The organism is Mesorhizobium sp., from assembly GCF_004963255.1.
Taxonomy (GTDB): Bacteria; Pseudomonadota; Alphaproteobacteria; order Rhizobiales; family Rhizobiaceae; genus Mesorhizobium.
On record NZ_SUGA01000021.1, the window covers coordinates 37,663 to 55,447 of the forward strand.

Here is a 17,785-nt window from a genome sequence, read left to right on the forward strand (position 1 = left end):
AATGAGGAAACCCGTGCAAACGTTCGCGATTGGCCGGAGCCCCGCTCGCGTCGTCATCCTCGGGCTTGACCCGAGGATCCATTCCGTGACCTGTGACGTAAAGCGCCACGGTGCAGAATTCTGCAACGTTAGCAGCGCTTTAGCGTCACGGCATGGATCCTAGGGTCTACGCTGCGTCGCTTCGCTCCTTGCTTCGCCCTAGGATGACGAACGCACGCGATCCTCCCCCGGCAAGCCAGTCGAGGTTCTGCCAACAGGTTATACATTAGCCGGCTTTGGCGTAGATATCCTTATACGCCTCGCGCAGCACGTTCTTCTGCACCTTGCCCATCGTGTTGCGCGGGAGTTCGTCGACGAAGATAACCTGCTTCGGGTGCTTGTATTTCGCCAGCCGTCCGGCGACTGCCGCGGCAATGTCGGCGGCGCTGATCGTCGATCCCGGCTTGCGCACTACGACAGCGGTGACGCCCTCGCCGAAATCGGGATGCGCGACGCCGATCACCGCGCTTTCTGCCACGCCGTAAAGCGCGTCGATCTCGCTCTCGATTTCCTTCGGATAGACATTGTAGCCGCCGGATATGATGAGGTCCTTGCCGCGCCCGACGATATGGACATAGCCGTCGGCGTCGATCAGGCCGAGGTCGCCGGTGATGAAGAAGCCGTCGTCGCGGAACTCGGCCTTGGTCTTCTCGGGCATGCGCCAATAGCCGGCAAACACATTCGGTCCCTTGACCTCGATCATGCCGATCTCGCCTTGGGCCAGCGGCCTGGCCGTCTCGGGATCGGTGATGCGCAATGAGACGCCGGGCAGGGGAAATCCGACCGTTCCGGCGCGCCGCTCGCCGTCATAGGGGTTGGATGTGTTCATGTTGGTCTCGGTCATGCCGTAGCGCTCGAGAATGGCGTGGCCGGTCCGCTCGCGCCAGGCCTTGTGCGTCTCGGCGAGCAGCGGCGCCGAGCCGGAGATGAACACCCGGATCGTCTTCGTCGCCTCGCGCGTCAACCCCTCCTGCTGCAACAGCCGCCCATAGAAGGTCGGCACGCCCATCAAGGCCGTCGCGCGCGGCATCAGCGACAGGATGCGCGCCGGGTCGAATTTCTGTTCGAACAACATTGTCGCGCCAGCCATCAGGATGACATTGGTGGCGACGAACAGGCCGTGCGTGTGGAAGATCGGCAGCGCGTGGATCAGCACATCGTCGGCGCCGAAGCGCCACTGCTCGACCAGCACGCGGGCGTTGGACGCAAGATTCTCGTGGCTGAGCATGGCGCCCTTGGAGCGGCCGGTCGTGCCGGAGGTGTAGAGGATGGCGGCGAGATCGTCCGGCCCGCGCACGACGTCGCTGAAGTCCGTCGCCTGCCGCGAAGCCTGGTTGGCCAACGTTCCCTGACCGTCGCGGCCAAGCGTCAGCACCGTGGCGCCGATCGACGCGGCAAGCGGTTCGACGCCGGCAAGACGGTCCGGATCGCACACGATCAGCCTCGGCTCGGCGTCGCGGAAGAAATAGTCGAGCTCGGGCAGCGTGTAGGCTGTGTTGAGCGGCAGGAAGACCGCACCGGCGCGCAGACATGCGAGATAGAGCAGCGCCGCCTCCGGGCTCTTCTCGACCTGGACCGCGACGCGGTCGCCCGGCTCGACGCCCGCCTGCGCCAGCGCATGCGCCAGTTGCGCCGACTTCGCCAGCATGTCGCCATAGGTGATCGAACGGCCGTCATCCGTCTTCATCAGCAGCCGGTCGGGAGCCGGCATGCGGGAACGGAAGGCGTCGAACAGATGGTTTGTCATGCAGGGTTCCTCAGGCGCGGACGCCCGAATGGCACTTGCGTCGCGCTCGCTGGAGCGAATAGCAGATTTGGCCGCCGGAGCAAAAACCGCGGGATGGCTTTCAGCCGCTATCTGCGGCGGGCCTTGCGGACGCCGGCTCTCGGGTCATAGCCCTGGGCGAAGCGTTCCATGCACATCGCGGCAGTGAGGCGGTAGTGGTTGAGAAGCGCCTCGACCGCGCCGTCGGCGTCGCCGTCCAGCGTGCGCTCGGCGATGATGCGGTGCTCGCTGAGATCGTCGCGGCCCATACCCGGCCCGTTTTGCGAGATCAGCCGGTAACGCGAGGCCTGGTCGGAAAGCTGTTCGCAGAAGCCGATCAGCCAGTGCGACCTGCATGCCGAGATCAGCGCCCGGTGGAAGGCGCGGTGCAGCTTCTCCCATTCCGGGTCGTTGGTCGAGGGGTCCTCCGGCAGGCGACGCTCGGCGCGGGCCAGGCGGTGGAGGGCCAGCACCAGCTGTTCTTCCCATTCGGCCGTGCGGTGAGCAATGGATTCGCGCAGCGCCCTTTCCTCCAGCCAGCACCGCGTCCGCGTCAATTCCTCCAGTTCCGCGGCGCTGACCGGCATGAGGAAGAAGCCGCGCTGGTCATGCCGCCCAAGCAGGCCTTCGGCGGCAAGGCGGTTGAGAGCCTCGCGCACCGGTGACGCGCCCGCGCCGTAGCGCGAAACGACCCACTCGACACGCAGCTTGCTTTCGGCCTCCAGCGCGCCGCGCAGGAGATCGTCGCGGAGCTGTTGGTACACTCAACTGGCCAGCGTGCTCTTGGCGCCCTTGCCGTCGCCCGGATCGGCGGTTCCGTGTGTCAAACAAGCTCCTATTGCTTGCCCAGTATTGTCAGGGCCCCTCGGTCAAGCAATTTCCCGTACATGTATCATACAGCCCGGCAAGGGGGGCTCAAGCGGAAGATGAGGATATTCGACTTTAAGACAAGGCGGCTGTTTTGTTGAATGTGTGAAGTAGAATCTCGACAAGGAAACCGCTATTGCTGCATTGCATCATATACTGAGCAGTCGTTCAATGAGCGTCGCGGCCCTGCAACTCTCGCGAGAGGCGGGACGGTTGTATATATTTAGCTGGCGGCCTTGTCGGCGGCCGCGCGAATGGCTTCAATGTTTGCCCTATAGGCTTCGACGCTGCCGCCCTTGAAGACGGCGGCGCCAGCCACCAGCACATTGGCGCCGGCCGCGGTCACCAGCGGCGCCGTCTCGGCAGAGACGCCGCCGTCGATCTCGATATGGATCGGCCGGTTGCCGATCAGCGCCTTCACCCGCGTCACCTTGTCGACGATCGCCGGGATGAAGGCCTGCCCGCCGAAACCCGGATTGACGGTCATGATCAGGATCAGGTCGAGCCGGTCGAGCACATATTCGATCGCTGTCTCCGGCGTCGCCGGGTTGAGCGAAACGCCGGCCTTCTTGCCGAGGCTCCTGATGGTCTGCAGCGAGCGGTCGAGATGCGGCCCGGCCTCGGCATGCACCGTCATGCCGTCGCAGCCGGCCTCGGCGAAAGCCGCCAGGTAAGGATCGGCCGGCGCGATCATCAGATGGCAGTCGAAAAAGGCCTTGGTGCGGTTGCGGATCGCCTTGATCACCGGCGGGCCGAAGGTGATGTTGGGCACGAAATGGCCGTCCATCACGTCGAGATGAATCCAGTCGGCGCCGGCCGCCGCGACGGCCTCGACTTCATCGCCCAGCTTCGAAAAATCCGATGCCAGCACCGAAGGCGCGATCAGGGTCTTCTTGCTCATGGCGCAAACTCTCCTGGCAGTGCTGTGCGCGTCAGTCGCGCCTGTCAGGGCGACTGCCTAGACCATGATCCGGCCAAGGGGAAGCACGTTTTCAACGGGCGGGTTTGCCCGCCTGCCGTGAGCCCTTCTTCGATGTGGAAAAGAAAACCCGCCGGATCGTCCCGGCGGGTCTGGTCTCCAGCCGTAGGATTACGGCTTGAAGTTCTGGATGTTAGCACCGCTCGGGTCCTGAATGATCCGCCGCGGCTGGCGTTGCGGCACCAGTTGCTGCAGCACGTTCGGGTTGAGCAGGATGCCGGGGTTGATCTCGATACCCGGCCGCCTGCGGATCGGCGTGCAATCCGGGTACCGTCCGGTCGTGCCGACCGGGCAGCGCCGCCGGGTGAAGACTGGCTGGCACTGTCCGTCGATGAACTCCGCACCCGGCGCGCATTCCACCTGCGGCTTGCGGCACGCCCCGTTGCGGATTTCGGTCCCGCGCGGGCAGACGCAATCGCCCCGCTTGTTGTGGACCTGGCCGCGGATGGTGCACTGCTCCTGGCTCGGCTTCGGCCGCTGGCAGGCTTTGCCCCGCACCTCCAGTCCGTCCGGGCAGGCGCAATTGCCGTTGGCGTCGCGCAGCTGGCCGCGGATCGGGCACTGCTTCGACACGATCGGCCGGCAGGCGCCGTCACGCACCTCCGTGCCGCTCGGGCAGACGCAATCGCCATCGGCGTTGCGGGACTGGCCGCGGATGCGGCACTGGGCAGGCGGCTGCCGGTCAGGCACGCAAGCCTTGGCCGCGCGGTCGAGATGCGTGCCGTCCGGGCAGGTGCAGCCATTGCCGTTGGAAGTCGGCACTGCGCCACGGATCGCGCATTTCGGCGGGACGTCCTGGCAGACGCCGTTCACCAGCTCGCCGCGGCGGCACACGCAGTTGCCGTCCTGGTCGCGGTACTGGCCGGGACGCAGCGTGCACTGCGGCTCTTCCGGTATGTTGCTCCGCACGCACTTGCCGTTCTCCAGATCGGTACCGCGCGGGCAGACACAGCGTCCATCCTCGGTCCGGATCTGGCCCTGCAGCAGGACGCAGCGCGGCGGTGGCGGCAGCGGCAGGAGCTTGGTGCCACCGGACGAACACTGACCATTGCGGAAGGTGGTGCCCTCCGGGCAGACGCAACGGCCGGCCGAGTTCATCACCAGTCCATACAAGCACTGGTTCTTCACCTCGTGCCGGATGGTGAAGGGATGGCACGCATAAGCCTTGCCGCGATCGCCCTGGACGTTGGTCAAGTCGCGCGACAGCACGTCGCCGCCGCCTTGCACCGGCGTGTTCGGAGGAAGCACGCCGACGCAGTTCTGTCCGCTGACCGTGCCCTGCAGAGCGGCAAGACGCCCGTCCTCGGGAAGGATCACGGTGACGTGGTGGCTGTGGCTTTCGCCGGCGCCCAGCGTCAGATTGGCGATGCAGGATGCCGGCAGCATCGTCGGCTCCGGCGAGCAGCCGAAGGGCGGATCGATCGAGGTGACCTGAACGCCTTCCAGCCGGCCGAGACCCTCCACGCCGATCGCATCGCCGATGCGGACCGGACCGGAGAAGGGGTTCGGCCCGTCATTCGTGATGGTGATCTCGAACGAGCATGGTTCTCCCGGCTGGCATTCGGCATCGCCGGTCTTCTCGACGCGGATGGTGGAGGCGCCGCCCCCCTTCGCGCAGGCCTGACCGATCGGGTAGACGATGTCGTCGCCCGGCGCCGGCCCGAAGCTGCCGCGCGCGCAGTTCTCGAACGCGCCATTGCCGCTCACCGTCACGTCGAAGTGCCTGGAGGTTCCGGGCGCCAACACGGCGCCGGGAATCTGGCAGGACAGCGCGTTGGCAGGCACCGGGCCGCAGGTCCATTCCGCACCGTCAGGGGCGACGGTTTGAATCTGGACAGGCGCTCCGCCCGACACCAGCGTGGCGGCGTCGTTCACCCGCACTGGACCTGTGGGCGCCGCGGTGCCGGCATTGCTGACGGTGATGCGGCAGGAAACAGCCGCGGCACCGGCCAGCGAACCGCCGCATGTCTTGGTGATGCGCATGCCGGGCTGGCCGCCATTCGGACGGCGGATGCGCTCGGTCGCGCAGGCCTTGTTGTTGGCGAGGTCGACCTCGCCGGGAATGCCTTTCACCTCGGCGCAGTTCTCGACCGTGTCCGGCCGGTAGTTTGCCGGCATCACCGCCTTGACGACGATCGGCGTCGAGGCGCCCGGAGGCAGCGAGATCCCGGCATCGTCGCAGCGGAACTGTCCGGGCCCGTTCGGCCCGCATGTCCATGGCGGGCTCGGCCCGAAGGTCGACGAGGTCGGCGCGCCGCCGGGATAGGTGTCGATCACCGTCAGCGGCCCGTTATAGGTGCCGGTGCCGTTGTTGATGATGTCGATCACGAAAGTGCAGAGGCCGTCCGGCGTGCAGACCGGCGCGCGGGCGCGCTTCTTGAGGATCAGGTCGACCTTCTTCTCGACCGGCGGATTGCACTGCGGATCGCGATCGCCACGGCGGCAGATCGGGATCGAGGCGCAGCCGCGGTCGTTCTGCTGGCTGCCGAACAGCGGCTTGCCGCTGGCCTGGTAGTCATAAGCGGCGCAGTTGCGCAGCGCGCCGCCCTGCCAGCCGCCAGCCGGCTTGAAGCCGAGCTTGAGGTTGACCGAGGCGCCGGGGTTGAGCGTCGTTGCCGGATAGGTGCAGGTCATCGGCGTCGTGCCGGGCACGCAGACCCAGGGCGCATTCGGACCCGAGGTCAGCACCGAGCCTGGCGGCAACGTCACTTCGTCGAGCACGATCTTGCCGTTATAGGGCGCGTCGCCGACATTGGTGACGGTAATGGTGAAGGCGCAGCCGCCGGCCATCGTGCAACGCGGCACGTCGGCATGTTTCTCGACCTTGAGGTCCGGCTCCTTGTCCTTCGGCGGGCATCTCAGATCACGCGGGATGACGATGTCGATGACCTGCGTGCAGCAAAGCCCCCAACCCTCCTTCGGCCCGGCATAGGTCTCGATGCCGGTGACGATGAAGTGGATGGCCCCGCCGGGTGAGGCGCCGATGATCTTCCAGTTCAGCACACCGCCGCCGACCGGCACTTTCTGCGTGTCGGGAACGATGGTGACGCCGAGGTTGGTCGTCGACACCTGCACCCATTTGCCGCCCATCTCGGGTCCGACCGGCATGTGGTAGATGAAGGCGCCGCCGCCCGGCACGCAATCGACCGTGCCGCGGTCGACCTTGAAGCACTCCTTGCTTGGAGGCGGAGGCGGCGGATTGCATTTGGTCAGGTCGATCCTGATCGAGGTTTTTACGCCGGTGAGGAAATCGCCGTCGTCGGGCTTATCCGGATCCTGCGAGGGGATGGTCGTTGCCGGCCCGCCCCGCAGCGAGACCTTGATCTCTCCCTGGTTGTCGACCGTCCCCGGCACGAGGAAGGCCGCATGGTCTATCTTGGCGGTGATGCGGAAGATGATGATGCGCTCGTTCGCAGCACCCGCGCCATCGAGGTTGGCAGCGCTGATGCGGAAGTTGGAAACGCTCGCCGTGTCGTTCGGGCCGGCCGACGTGCTGATCGAAGCAGCCGGCAGCGGTCCGCCGGAGGCGCTGGTGCCGTCGCCGGCAACATCGACGCTGACGATCTGCAGGCCACGCGGCAGTTGATCCCTGAAATCGAGCCTTGTCGCCTTGAGCAAGGCCGCCACGCTTGGCCGGTCGAAGTCCTGCGGGTCGCCATGGATGCCGAAGCTCAGAACATATTCCACCGTATCGCAGCTTCTCTGGCCGCCCTTCTTGGTGAAGAAGGGCACGATCCGCGCAAGTTCTGCGTTGATGCCGCGTGACGTCGGATTGGCGGCCTGGCTGGTCGCGGCCGGAGTCTGGTTCTGGGCGAGCGCCGGCAGGGCCGGCGTCATGGCGACCGCGATACCGGCCGCCATCAGCCAGCGCGCGCCGCGCCTGGCATATGACAGGGGTTTCATGATCGTCTCCATGACGGTGTTGCGCGCGCCGAGGCGGGAATGGGCGAGATCGCTCATCTTTCCCTCCTAGGCGCTTCGCAGTCGACGGCTGGCGTTCTGAGTGGCAGCGTCATCTTGCAGCAAGGGTAGTAGCCGCCCTTGTCCTGGTCGGACTTGCGGTAGAAGCAGAGCCCGACATTGACGGTATCGCCCGGATCATGGCCGGTGATGTCGACCGTGTAGGGCTTGCCGGGAACATGCGACATGGGGGTCGTCACCCCGACGCCGGGCGTCCTGGACTGCGCCTTGATCGAATCGCCGCCGAAGCCGGCATGGTCATGGAGAGTGAGTTCGGCCCGCAGCCCGCGCGGCGTGCAATAATAGTGCACATCCTCGACATCGACGCAGGGCGGCAGATTGCCGGGCGGCGGGAAGTCGGGCGGATAGAACGGAGGCAGATAGCCGCCGCCGGGGATTTCCTCGTAATAGCCGGCGCGGCCCTCGCAGGGGCGCCAGACCCTGACGTCGCCGACATGGCCTTGCACGTCCGGGTCCTCGAAATAGCCGTCGAAATCGACGAACCATGAGCCGAAGGGAGGCACGTTGGCCGGCTCGACCAGCGCGCTCGGCGTCAGCTGCACGCCGTGCACGGCAAGCGGTCCGCCGGCGGCGAGCCGCTCGGCAAATTCGGGATTGTCGCGCAATTTGTCGCCGGTGTTGACGACGGTGTCGGTGCAGACGGACGTGTCGAGATTGCCTTCGGCATCATAGCGATATTGCAGGTCGACGCCGCCGGCCGACTGGCGATTGCCCTGCGGGAAGCCGACCGCATATTCCTCTGGAACCTCGACCCAGGCCGATTCCGTCGCCGGATCGTCCGGGTCCTCGCGCCAGTAGCGGATCAGCTCGCCTTTACCGGAGGAGGCGAAGCGGCTGTAATCATAGCGGTTTTCGACAGGGCCGCGCTGGGCGAGATACATGAAGCCCTTGTTGTCGAAGGCGATGTCGGTGACGGCATAATCCTGGTCCGCCTTGACCGTCAGCTCCCAGCGCGGATCGCCGGCGAAGCTTCCGTCGCTCGCAATGCCAACCGACCAGATTTCGGCCTTCTCGCCGACGGAATAGTAGAGCCGGCCGCCATGATAGGAGACGGCCCAAACGCGACGCGCATCCTGTGTGTAGCCCCACGTTTCGGGGTCTTCGGTGTCGAAGGCCGCGCCTTGGATGTCCATCAATACGCCGTCATCGGCGACGGGGCTGAGCCCATGCGCCGGTCGCCCGGCGACGCCATGGTCGAAGCTGTCGATCAGGTTGCCCTCGATATCGATGCGGTGAATGAGCCCCGTGTCGAGATCCGAAGCGAAGAACTCGCGATGGGCCGGATCGAAGGCGAGGTTGCCGATGCCCGGCCCGCTGTCGGTGTCGATGTAGGCGAATTTCGAGACAGCACCCGTGATGCCATCGATCTTCCAGATCGTGCCCGGACCGCCGCCATTCTCGGTGCCGAACTGGCCGTCCATGAAGACCGCGCCGGCGGCGCCGCGGCGCTGCCGTTCCGGCCTGCCGTCATTGTCGGCGTCTGGCGTGACGATCTCGATGCCATGCAGCGAGGTCGCGGCCGCATAGAGGTTGGGTACGCCCGACGGCACGCCGTCGCGCACGCCGTCGTCATAGGCGAGGCCGAACACCTCGCCGATCTGCCCGGCCGTCACCTCGAAGGGGGGCGGCGTGAAGACAAGCTGGCCGGAGGCGGGCCCGCCGAGATGCGTAACGTCGAAAACGCGCAAGGATGCGCGCGACGTGTCGATGAAGGTCTCGTCGACCGGGTCGACGCCGGGCGGCAGACCCTGATCGAAATCGGGAATGATGGTGCCCGGAAAACCGGTGACCGCCATCGAGCCGGGATAGATGATCTGGGTTTCCTGTGCCTGCGCCGCGCCGCCGATCCACAGGCCGGCGGACAGCGCCAAAGCGAGAATTCCGCTGCTTGTCGCGATTGCGCGGCGCAAACGACCGCCACGGGAACGCAGGAACGAGCCGCGAACGCCAGACATTGAACTCCCCCCGAAGCCGCTGGAAGGAACGTCCGCCTCTACCGCGCCAACCAGGGCAAGGCGCGGCGTTGCGGCACGTTCTTCCCCGATCGAACTGTCTGTTTTCCTCTTCGCGACGATACGACGGCTCTCCCGCAGGGTCAACGGAATCAGCCGGAAGCCCAGCGCGTCGACCTCTTCCCGAAGGCGGTGATCGCGCCGGACTCCCGTTGTTCCCGGAGACCGCGAAGTCCCTGGGTTTCTGGTCATGGCGGCTTTCCTTTCCGGGCCGCGCCATTGCGGCGCCTGGCCATCAGTCGCGGGCCGGCGGGGAAAGGTTCATCGGAGGAAAGCGGAGCGAAAGCGCCTGGGGTGTCACCAGATCCAGTCGCCGCGCCCGAGCGCCGAAACCGCCTCGACGATGCGGGTGAAGCTGGTCCGCGCCCGGCCAACCATGTGCCTGGCTCGGAGATAACCGTGCACAAGGCCGGGCTCCTCGAACCAGAAGGCGCGTCCGCCGGCCGCGATGACGCGGTCGCGATAGGCTTCGCCGTCGGACGACAGCGGGTCGCATTGCGCGGTGATCAGCACCGTCGGCGGCAGGTTCGCGAAATCGGCGTCGGCGAGCGGGTAGAGCGTGATGTCGCCGGTCATGTCGACACCGCCGGTGCGGACATGCTTGTAGAAGTCGAGGTCGCGCACGGTCAGCATCGGCGCCTCGGCATGCGTAACGTAAGAGCCCTTCGAGTGGTCGCCGCCGAGGCCGGGATAGATCAGCACCTGGCCAGCCGGCTTCTTTTCATGACCGCGCGTGGCGTGGGCGACCGCGGCGCAAAGATTGCCGCCGGCGCTGTCGCCGCAGAGCAGGACTGGGCAGTCATAGGTCTTGGCGGCCCATTCGAAGGCGTCCATGGCGTCGTCGAAGGCCGCCGGGTGCAGATGCTCCGGCGCCAGCCGGTAGTCGAGCGAGACCACCTCGAAGCCGGTGCGGGCGCAAAGCTCGGCGCAGACGTCGTCATGGCTGTCCAGCCCGCCAAGGATGAAGCCGCCGCCATGGATATAAAGCACCATCGCGGCTGCGTCCGGAACGGCGTTGCGGTAGATGCGGATCGAGATGCTGTTGGTTGGTGCGGCAACGGCAGTCGTCGCCGCCGTCACGCCTTGCGGATAGCCGGCAAAGAACTCGCGGCACATCCGGTCGTAGATCGCGCGCTGCTCTTCGATCGTGTAGTCGATCGTATCGGGCGGATAATAGGAGTTGGTCTTATCGATGAAGGCCCAGGTCTCGGCGTCGATCAGGGTTTTGTAGTCGGTCATATGGGATGACGCCGTCATCTCCGACGCTATCGTCCCTTCCACACTGGATCGCGCTTCTCGGCGAACGCCCGGAACCCCTCCATATTGTCTTCCGACCCGTAGAGGATATCGACCGTCGGCAGCTGCCTTCTTGTCACCTTGTTCATCGCGTCCTGGAAGGTCAGCGCCTCGGCCACCCGCGCCGTCTCCTTGATCGAGGCGAAGACCAGCGGCGGGCCGCTCGCCAAAAGCCGTGCGATCTCCCAGACGCGCTCCTCGAGCTTGTCCTTGGGCAGCACCTCGTTGACCAGGCCCCAGCGATGCGCCTCGGCGACATCCATCCAGCGGCCGGTGAACAAAAGGTCCATGGCGATGTGGTAGGGGATGCGCTTCGGCAGCTTGATCGTCGCGGCGTCGGCGAGCGTGCCGGCGCGGATCTCGGGCAGCGCGAAGGAGGAATGGTCCGAGGCGTAGATGAGGTCGCAGGACAGCGCCAGCTCGAAACCGCCGCCCACCGCCATGCCGTTGACGCAGGCGATCACCGGCTTGTTGAGGTCCCGCAGTTCCTGCAGCCCGGCGAAGCCGCCGACGCCATAGTCGCCGTCGACCGCATCGCCGGCGGCGGCCGCCTTCAGGTCCCAGCCGGCGCTGAAGAACTTGTCGCCGGCCGTCTTGACGATGGCGACGCGCAGCTCCGGATCGTCGCGGAACGCCTTGAAGGTCTCGCCCATCAGCCGCGACGTCTTGAGGTCGATGGCGTTGGCCTTCGGCCGGTCGAGCGTGACTTCGAGGATCGCGCCTTCGCGGCGGGTGGTGATGACGTCAGCCATTCTTCTTTTCTCCAAGCACCAAGAGGGCGTCCGCGATCCAGGCGCCCTTGCCTTCGGCGCACACGATCAGCGGGTTGATGTCGAGTTCCTCGATCTCGCCTTCGTTCTTCTGCACAAAGTCGGCAATGCCGGCGATGGCGTCGATGGCTGCGTTGACGTCGGCCTTCGGCCGACCGCGATAGCCTTCGAGCAGCGGATAGAGCTTCAATCCACGCAATGCCGCCTCGATGTCGTCGCGCGTCGCCGGCAGCATCAGCGTCACGCTGTCGCGCAAAAGCTCCACCAGCACGCCGCCGGTGCCGAGCGTCATCACCACGCCGAACATCGGGTCGCGGGTGAAGCCGACGATCAGCTCGGCGACGCCGTCGCGCACCATGCGCTCGGCATAGAGCCCGGTGCCGAGCGGCAGAAGGTCATGCGCGGCGGCGCTGACGGACTCGGCATCCTTGAGGTTCAGCCTGACGGCGCCGACTTCCGACTTGTGCGTCACGCCGAGCGCCTTGAGAGCGACCGGGAAGCCGAGCGTCATGGAGGAGATCACCGCCTCGACCGCATTGGAGGCGCGCTCGCCCTTCGGCACCGGCAGGCCGGCCTTGATCAGCCTTTCCTTGGCTTCGGCCTCGTCCGGCGTCACGCGCTTGGCCTCGGACGCGCCGGCGGCCGTTGTGTCGACCGGCTGCGCCTGCGGCTCGCGCCAGGCCCAGCCGATGAAAGCGGCCGCCTGGGCGGCGTCCATGGCTTCCGAGATGCCGAACAACGGCACCATGCCGCGCGCCATCAGGCCTGCGGTGTATTCCTCCGGCAGGTTTTCCGGCAGCGAGGAGACGATCGCGCCTCGCGCCTTGTTGGTCTTCAGCGCCGCTTCGAAGGCGCGCAGCGTCGCCCACCAGTCGACGTCCGAGCAGCGGTCCGGGCGCGGGAAGTCGAGCACCAGCATGTTCAAGTCGAAACCGCCCGACACCATCGCGGTGAAGGTCGCGGTCATCGCCGGCTCGTTGTTCCAGATGAAAGTGTGGTAGTCGAGCGGATTGGCAACGGCCACCAGCGGGCCGAGCGTCGATTTGACATGCGCGCGGTGTTCGGCCGTCAGGGCCGGGAAATGCACCCAGCGCCCCTCGGCGCTGTCGGCCATCACGGAGGCCTCGCCGCCCGAGCAGCTCATCGAGGACAGCCTGTAGCCGGGCAAGGGCCCGGTGATGTGCAAAAGCTTCAGCGCCTCGATGAAGGCTGGAATGGAATCGATGCGCGCGATGCCCAGACGCTTCAGGAACGCGCCGGAGGCGGCGTCCGAGCCGGCGAGCGAGGCGGTGTGCGACACGGTCGCCTGCCTTGCCTGTTCGGAGCGGCCGACCTTCATGGCGATGATCGGCTTCTTCAGCTCGCGCGCCCGCGCCGCCAGCCTCTCGAAGCCGGCGACCGAATCGAAGGCCTCGATATGCAGTCCGAGCGCGGTGACGCGCTCGTCTTCGATGAGGCCGAGCGCCATTTCCGAAAGGCCGGTCTGCGCCTGGTTGCCGGCCGTCATCAGGAAGGCGATCGGCAGGCCGCGCTTCTGCATCGTCATGTTGATGGCGATGTTGGACGATTGCGTGATGATGGCGACGCCCTTGCCGCCTTCGGCCAGCCGGATGCCGCCATGCTGGTCGGGCCACAGCAGCGCGCCATCGGCATAGTTGATCAGGCCGTAGCAGTTCGGCCCGATGATCGGCATCTGGCCGGCGGCGGCGACGAGCTCCGCCTGCAGCCGCTCGCCGTCCTCGTCATAGGCCTCGGTCTCGAGGAAGCCGGCGGCAAAGCAGACGGCGCCGCCGGCGCCGCGCTCGGCCAGCGCCTTGATCACCTCGATGGTGAGATGCCGGTTGACGCCGACAAAGGCGGCGTCCGGCGCGCCAGGCAGGTCGGCGACGGACCGGTAGGCCTTGCGGCCGGCGACCTCCTCCTTGGTCGGATGCACCGGCCAGATTTCGCCGGCAAAGCCCATCTTGATCGATTGCGCCACGACGGCGGCGGCCTGCGCCCCGCCGAACACGGCGATCGATTTGGGGCGCAGGAGACGTTCGAGTTTATGCATGGTCATCTTTTCGTTCGAGCATGATCCCGTCCAGAGCCTGATCCCGGCTTTGGCGCATCATGCTCTAAGCTCCGAACGGACGCAGCAGCGCCCGCGAAATAATATGTCGCTGGATCTCCGACGTGCCTTCCCAGATGCGCTCGACGCGCGCGTCGCGCCAGATGCGCTCCAGCGGCAGGTCGTCCATCAGCCCCATGCCGCCATGGATCTGGATGGCTTCGTCAGCGACGAAGGCGAGCATCTCAGTGGCCTTCAGCTTGGCCATCGCCATGTCCTGGTCGGTGACGGTGCCCTGATCGTACTTCCAGCCGGCTTCGAACACCATCAGATCGGCAGCCTTCAGCTCCGTCGCCATATCGGCGAGCTTGAACGACACGCCCTGGAACTTGCCGATCTGCTGGCCGAACTGCTGGCGCTGCGCGGCATATTCGATGGCGTGCGACAGAGCGCGCTCGGCACGGCCGAGACAGGTGGCGCCGACCTGCAGGCGCGTGGCGCCGAGCCAGGAGTTCGCGACATCAAAACCCTTGTGCACTTCGCCCAGCACCTGGCTCGCCGGCAGGCGGCAATCGTCGAATTCGAGGATCGAGTTGGTGTAGCCGCGATGCGACACGTTGCGGTAGCCGTCGCGCACCGAAAAACCCTTGGTGCCCTTGTCGACGAAGAAGGCGGTGATCTTCTTGCGCTTGCCGCGCGGCGAATCCTCCTCGCCCGAGGCCATGAAGACGATGGCGAAGTCGGCAATGTCGGCATGCGAGATGAAGTGCTTGGTGCCGTTGAGCACCCAGTCCGAACCGTCCTGCACGGCGGTCGCCTTCATGCCGCGCAGGTCGGAGCCTGCGCCCGGCTCGGTCATTGCCAGGCAGTCCCACTTCTCGCCGCGGATGCAGGGGAAGAGATATTTCTCGCGCTGCTCCGGCGTACCGGCGAGCAGGATGTTGGAGGGGCGCGCCACGCAGGTCCAATGCAGGGCGTAATTGGCGCGGCCGAGCTCCTTTTCGTAGAGCAGCCAGCTCACCGTATCGAGCCCGGCGCCGCCGACATCGGCCGGCATATTGGCGGCGTAGAGCCCGGCCTCGATTGCCTTTGCCTTCAATTCGTCGATCAGCTCGCGGCGCAGCTCGCCGGTGCGCTCAACCTCGCGCTCATGCGGGTAAAGCTCGTTCTCGACGAAGGCGCGCGTCGTCTCGACGATGAGCTTCTGTTCTTCCGAAAGACCGAAATGCATCGCCTCAGCCCTTCTTCTTGCCGCTCTTCTTCTTCGGCTTCTCCGCCTTCACCGCCTTGGCCGGCTTCTCCACCTTCACCGCCTTGGCCGGCTTCTCCACCTTCACCGCCTTGGCCGGTTTCGCAGCCTTTGCCGGCTTCGCGGCCTTCTTCGCCGGCTTTGCCGTAACCTTGGCGGAAGCCTTCTTCGCCGCCAGCTTGGCGAGCTGCCTGGTATAGTCCTTGTGCAGCGCGCCGGCGCCCCAGCCCTTGCCCTTGTTCTGCTTCGACAGCGCGTCCATGATCGCGACCAGATTGTCATCGCGGATTTTCTCGAGCTCGCGGATCGACAGGCCATGCGCCTGCTCGTCCGACTGGGTGGCGATCAGGTCGACCAGCTCGTCGTTGAATTCCGGCACGTCCATCAGCTTGGTCCAGGGCCATTTCAGGCAGGGCCCGAACTGTGCCATGAAGTGGCGCATGCCGGCTTCGCCGCCGGCGACGCGATAGACCTGGAACATGCCCATCTGCGCCCAGCGCAGGCCGAAGGAATAGCGCATGATGTCGTCGAGTTCCTCAACGTTGCAGATGCCGTCCTTGACCAGCCACAGCGCCTCGCGCCAGGCGGCTTCGAGCAGGCGGTCGCCGACGAAGGCCTCGATCTCCTTGCGCACCACCACCGGCTTCATGCCGATCGAGGCGTAGAGCTCCTTGGCGACCTCGATCGCCTCGGGAAAAGTCTGCTCGCCGCCGACTATCTCGACCAACGGCAGAAGATAGACCGGATTGAACGGATGGCCGACCACCAGCCGCTCCGGGTGCTTCTTCATCGCCACCTGCATGTCGGTCGGCTTGATGCCGGAGGTCGACGAGCCGACGATGGCGTTGGCCGGCGCATGCGCGTCGATCTCGGCCAGCACCTTGTGCTTGAGGTCGAGCCGCTCCGGCACGCTTTCCTGGATGAAATCGGCGTCGGCCACCGCTTCGGCGATGGTCTTGGCGAAGGTGAGCTTGCCTTCCTTGGGCAGGCCGCCGGGCAGCATCTGCTTATAGGCGCGGCGCGCGCCCTTCATCACTTCGCCCACCTTGCGTGACGCTTCCGGATCCGGATCGAAGATCGACACGTCGATGCCGTTCAAGAGCAGTCGCGCCACCCAGCCGGCGCCGATGACGCCGCCGCCGATGGCGGCCGCCTTGTTGATGATGCTCATGGTCAGGCTCCGGTTCTTGTCTTGGCTGTATCGGGATCGGTAAGGGCGACGCGCTCACCGGCGCGGATAACCGCCGGGTCGTAGGCCTTGCGGGCGAACGCTTCGAGCACGAAGGGCCGGAAGAACTCGACCGGCAGCGTCTCGTAATCGGGGTCGAAGCTCGACTGGTCCCAGCGCTCGCAGAACTGGTCGCAGTCGCCGAAATAGGCATGCCCGGTGAAGCGGTCGCGGGCATGCCGGTTGCCGCCCAGATGATGCGCGTAATAGAGGCGCTGGAAATCGCCGTGCTTTTCCACCACCCAGGTGCATTGCTCGCGCACGAAGGGTTTTAGGATCGCGGCCGCATATTCGTCGTGGTTGTAGGGCGCATAGATGTCGCCGATGTCGTGCAGCAGAGCGCAGACGATCCAGTCGGTGTCGGCGCCATCGCGCCAAGCGCGCGTCGCCGCCTGCAGCGAATGGCCGAGCCGGGTGATCTTGTAGCCGGAAAGCCCTTCGTCGAGCTGCACCAGTGCATCGAGCAGCCGGTCGCCGGTCTTGGCGGCGTAGTCGATCTCATGGGCGGTCAGGAATTCGTAGTCTTCCTTGTCGCCGTCCTTCATCGCGGTGAATTTGACGGTATTAGCCATGATCAACGCCCGCATTATGCCGCTGCGGCTAGGGGTGCCCGCTTGGTCAGGTTGAGCTTCTTGCGCACTTCTTCCGGCCCGAGGATACGGGCGCCGAGATTGCTGACGATGCTGGCGGCGCGCTCGACGAGCTGCGCATTGGTGGCCAGGACGCCCTTGTCGAGCCAGAGATTGTCTTCCAGCCCGACGCGGACATTGCCGCCGGCAAGCACGGCCGCCGCCGCATAGGCCATCTGGTTGCGGCCGATCGAGAAGGCCGACCAGTTCCAGGTCGAGGGCACGTTGTTGACCATCGCCATGAAGGTGTTGAGGTCGTCCGGCGCGCCCCACGGCACGCCCATGCAGAGTTGCACCAGCGCATCCGGGTTAAGCACCTTTTCCTCGACCAGCTGCTTGGCGAACCACAGATGTCCGGTGTCGAAGGCCTCGATCTCGGGCTTGACGCCCAGCGCCGTCATCATGCCGCCCATCGCGCGCAACATGCCGGGCGTGTTGGTCATCACATAGTCGGCCTCGGCGAAGTTCATCGTGCCGCAATCCAGCGTGCAGATCTCCGGCAGGCACTGGCGCACATGCTCCATGCGGTTGGTGGCGCCGCCCATGTCGGTGCCTTTCTCGTTGAGCGGCAGCGGCGCCTCGGGCGAGCCGAACACCATGTCGCCACCCATGCCGGCCGTGAGGTTCAGCACCACGTCGACATTGGCCTCACGGATGCGCTCGGTCACTTCGCGGTAGAGATGGACATCGCGGCGCGGCTTGCCGGTCTCGGGGTCGCGCACATGGCAGTGCACGATCGCGGCGCCCGCCTTGGCGGCGTCGATCGCCGAATCGGCGATCTGCTTGGGCGAGCGCGGCACATGCGGGCTACGGTCCTGCGTGCCGCCGGAGCCGGTCACGGCACAGGTAATGAAGACCTCACGGTTCATCGCAAGCGGCATCGTCTATCCTCCCAGGGTCGATCGGCCATGCGTGCCGCC

The 17,785-nt window shown here is 65.9% G+C and carries 12 protein-coding genes; all 12 read right to left on the bottom strand.

What is annotated here, in order from left to right; translation table 11 throughout:
* Window positions 1-265: 265 nt before the first annotated feature.
* The 12 genes from E5X34_RS20690 to E5X34_RS20745 all read right to left on the bottom strand — a co-directional run bounded on the left by E5X34_RS20690 (window position 266) and on the right by E5X34_RS20745 (window position 17,746).
* Window positions 266-1,786: a malonyl-CoA synthase gene (locus E5X34_RS20690; protein WP_292568401.1), complete on the bottom strand. Its 1,521-nt coding sequence runs from the start codon at window positions 1,784-1,786 to the stop codon at window positions 266-268.
* A gap of 107 nt (window positions 1,787-1,893) precedes the next feature.
* A complete protein-coding gene (locus E5X34_RS20695; RefSeq protein WP_366664897.1) occupies window positions 1,894-2,568 on the bottom strand; it encodes a GntR family transcriptional regulator in 675 nt (224 codons plus the stop codon).
* A gap of 326 nt (window positions 2,569-2,894) precedes the next feature.
* Window positions 2,895-3,572, bottom strand: coding sequence for a ribulose-phosphate 3-epimerase (gene rpe, locus E5X34_RS20700; RefSeq protein WP_292568403.1), 678 nt, complete (start codon window positions 3,570-3,572; stop codon window positions 2,895-2,897).
* A 189-nt stretch (window positions 3,573-3,761) separates the two neighbouring features.
* Window positions 3,762-7,610, bottom strand: coding sequence for a hypothetical protein (locus E5X34_RS20705; protein ID WP_292568405.1), 3,849 nt, complete (start codon window positions 7,608-7,610; stop codon window positions 3,762-3,764).
* Complete coding sequence (locus E5X34_RS20710; protein ID WP_292568407.1) at window positions 7,607-9,586, bottom strand: hypothetical protein; 1,980 nt, start codon at window positions 9,584-9,586, stop codon at window positions 7,607-7,609. The genes E5X34_RS20705 and E5X34_RS20710 overlap by 4 nt, the downstream gene beginning before the upstream one ends.
* 354 nt (window positions 9,587-9,940) lie before the next feature.
* Window positions 9,941-10,882 carry an alpha/beta hydrolase gene (locus E5X34_RS20715; RefSeq protein WP_292568409.1) on the bottom strand — a complete coding sequence of 314 codons (942 nt, stop codon included), beginning with the start codon at window positions 10,880-10,882 and terminating at the stop codon, window positions 9,941-9,943.
* 26 nt (window positions 10,883-10,908) lie between these two features.
* Entirely contained in the window at window positions 10,909-11,691 is a 783-nt protein-coding gene (locus E5X34_RS20720; protein WP_292568411.1) for a carnitinyl-CoA dehydratase, read from the bottom strand.
* Window positions 11,684-13,762, bottom strand: a complete 2,079-nt coding sequence (locus tag E5X34_RS20725) for an acetate--CoA ligase family protein (RefSeq protein ID WP_292568489.1) — start codon at window positions 13,760-13,762, stop codon at window positions 11,684-11,686. The genes E5X34_RS20720 and E5X34_RS20725 overlap by 8 nt, the downstream gene beginning before the upstream one ends.
* A gap of 64 nt (window positions 13,763-13,826) precedes the next feature.
* Window positions 13,827-14,990, bottom strand: coding sequence for an acyl-CoA dehydrogenase (locus E5X34_RS20730; RefSeq protein WP_292568413.1), 1,164 nt, complete (start codon window positions 14,988-14,990; stop codon window positions 13,827-13,829).
* A 4-nt stretch (window positions 14,991-14,994) separates the two neighbouring features.
* Entirely contained in the window at window positions 14,995-16,179 is a 1,185-nt protein-coding gene (locus tag E5X34_RS20735; RefSeq protein ID WP_292568415.1) for a carnitine 3-dehydrogenase, read from the bottom strand.
* A gap of 2 nt (window positions 16,180-16,181) precedes the next feature.
* Entirely contained in the window at window positions 16,182-16,808 is a 627-nt protein-coding gene (locus E5X34_RS20740) for an HD domain-containing protein (protein ID WP_292568417.1), read from the bottom strand.
* A 14-nt stretch (window positions 16,809-16,822) separates the two neighbouring features.
* Window positions 16,823-17,746, bottom strand: a complete 924-nt coding sequence (locus E5X34_RS20745) for a 3-keto-5-aminohexanoate cleavage protein (RefSeq protein WP_292568419.1) — start codon at window positions 17,744-17,746, stop codon at window positions 16,823-16,825.
* Window positions 17,747-17,785: the final 39 nt, after the last annotated feature.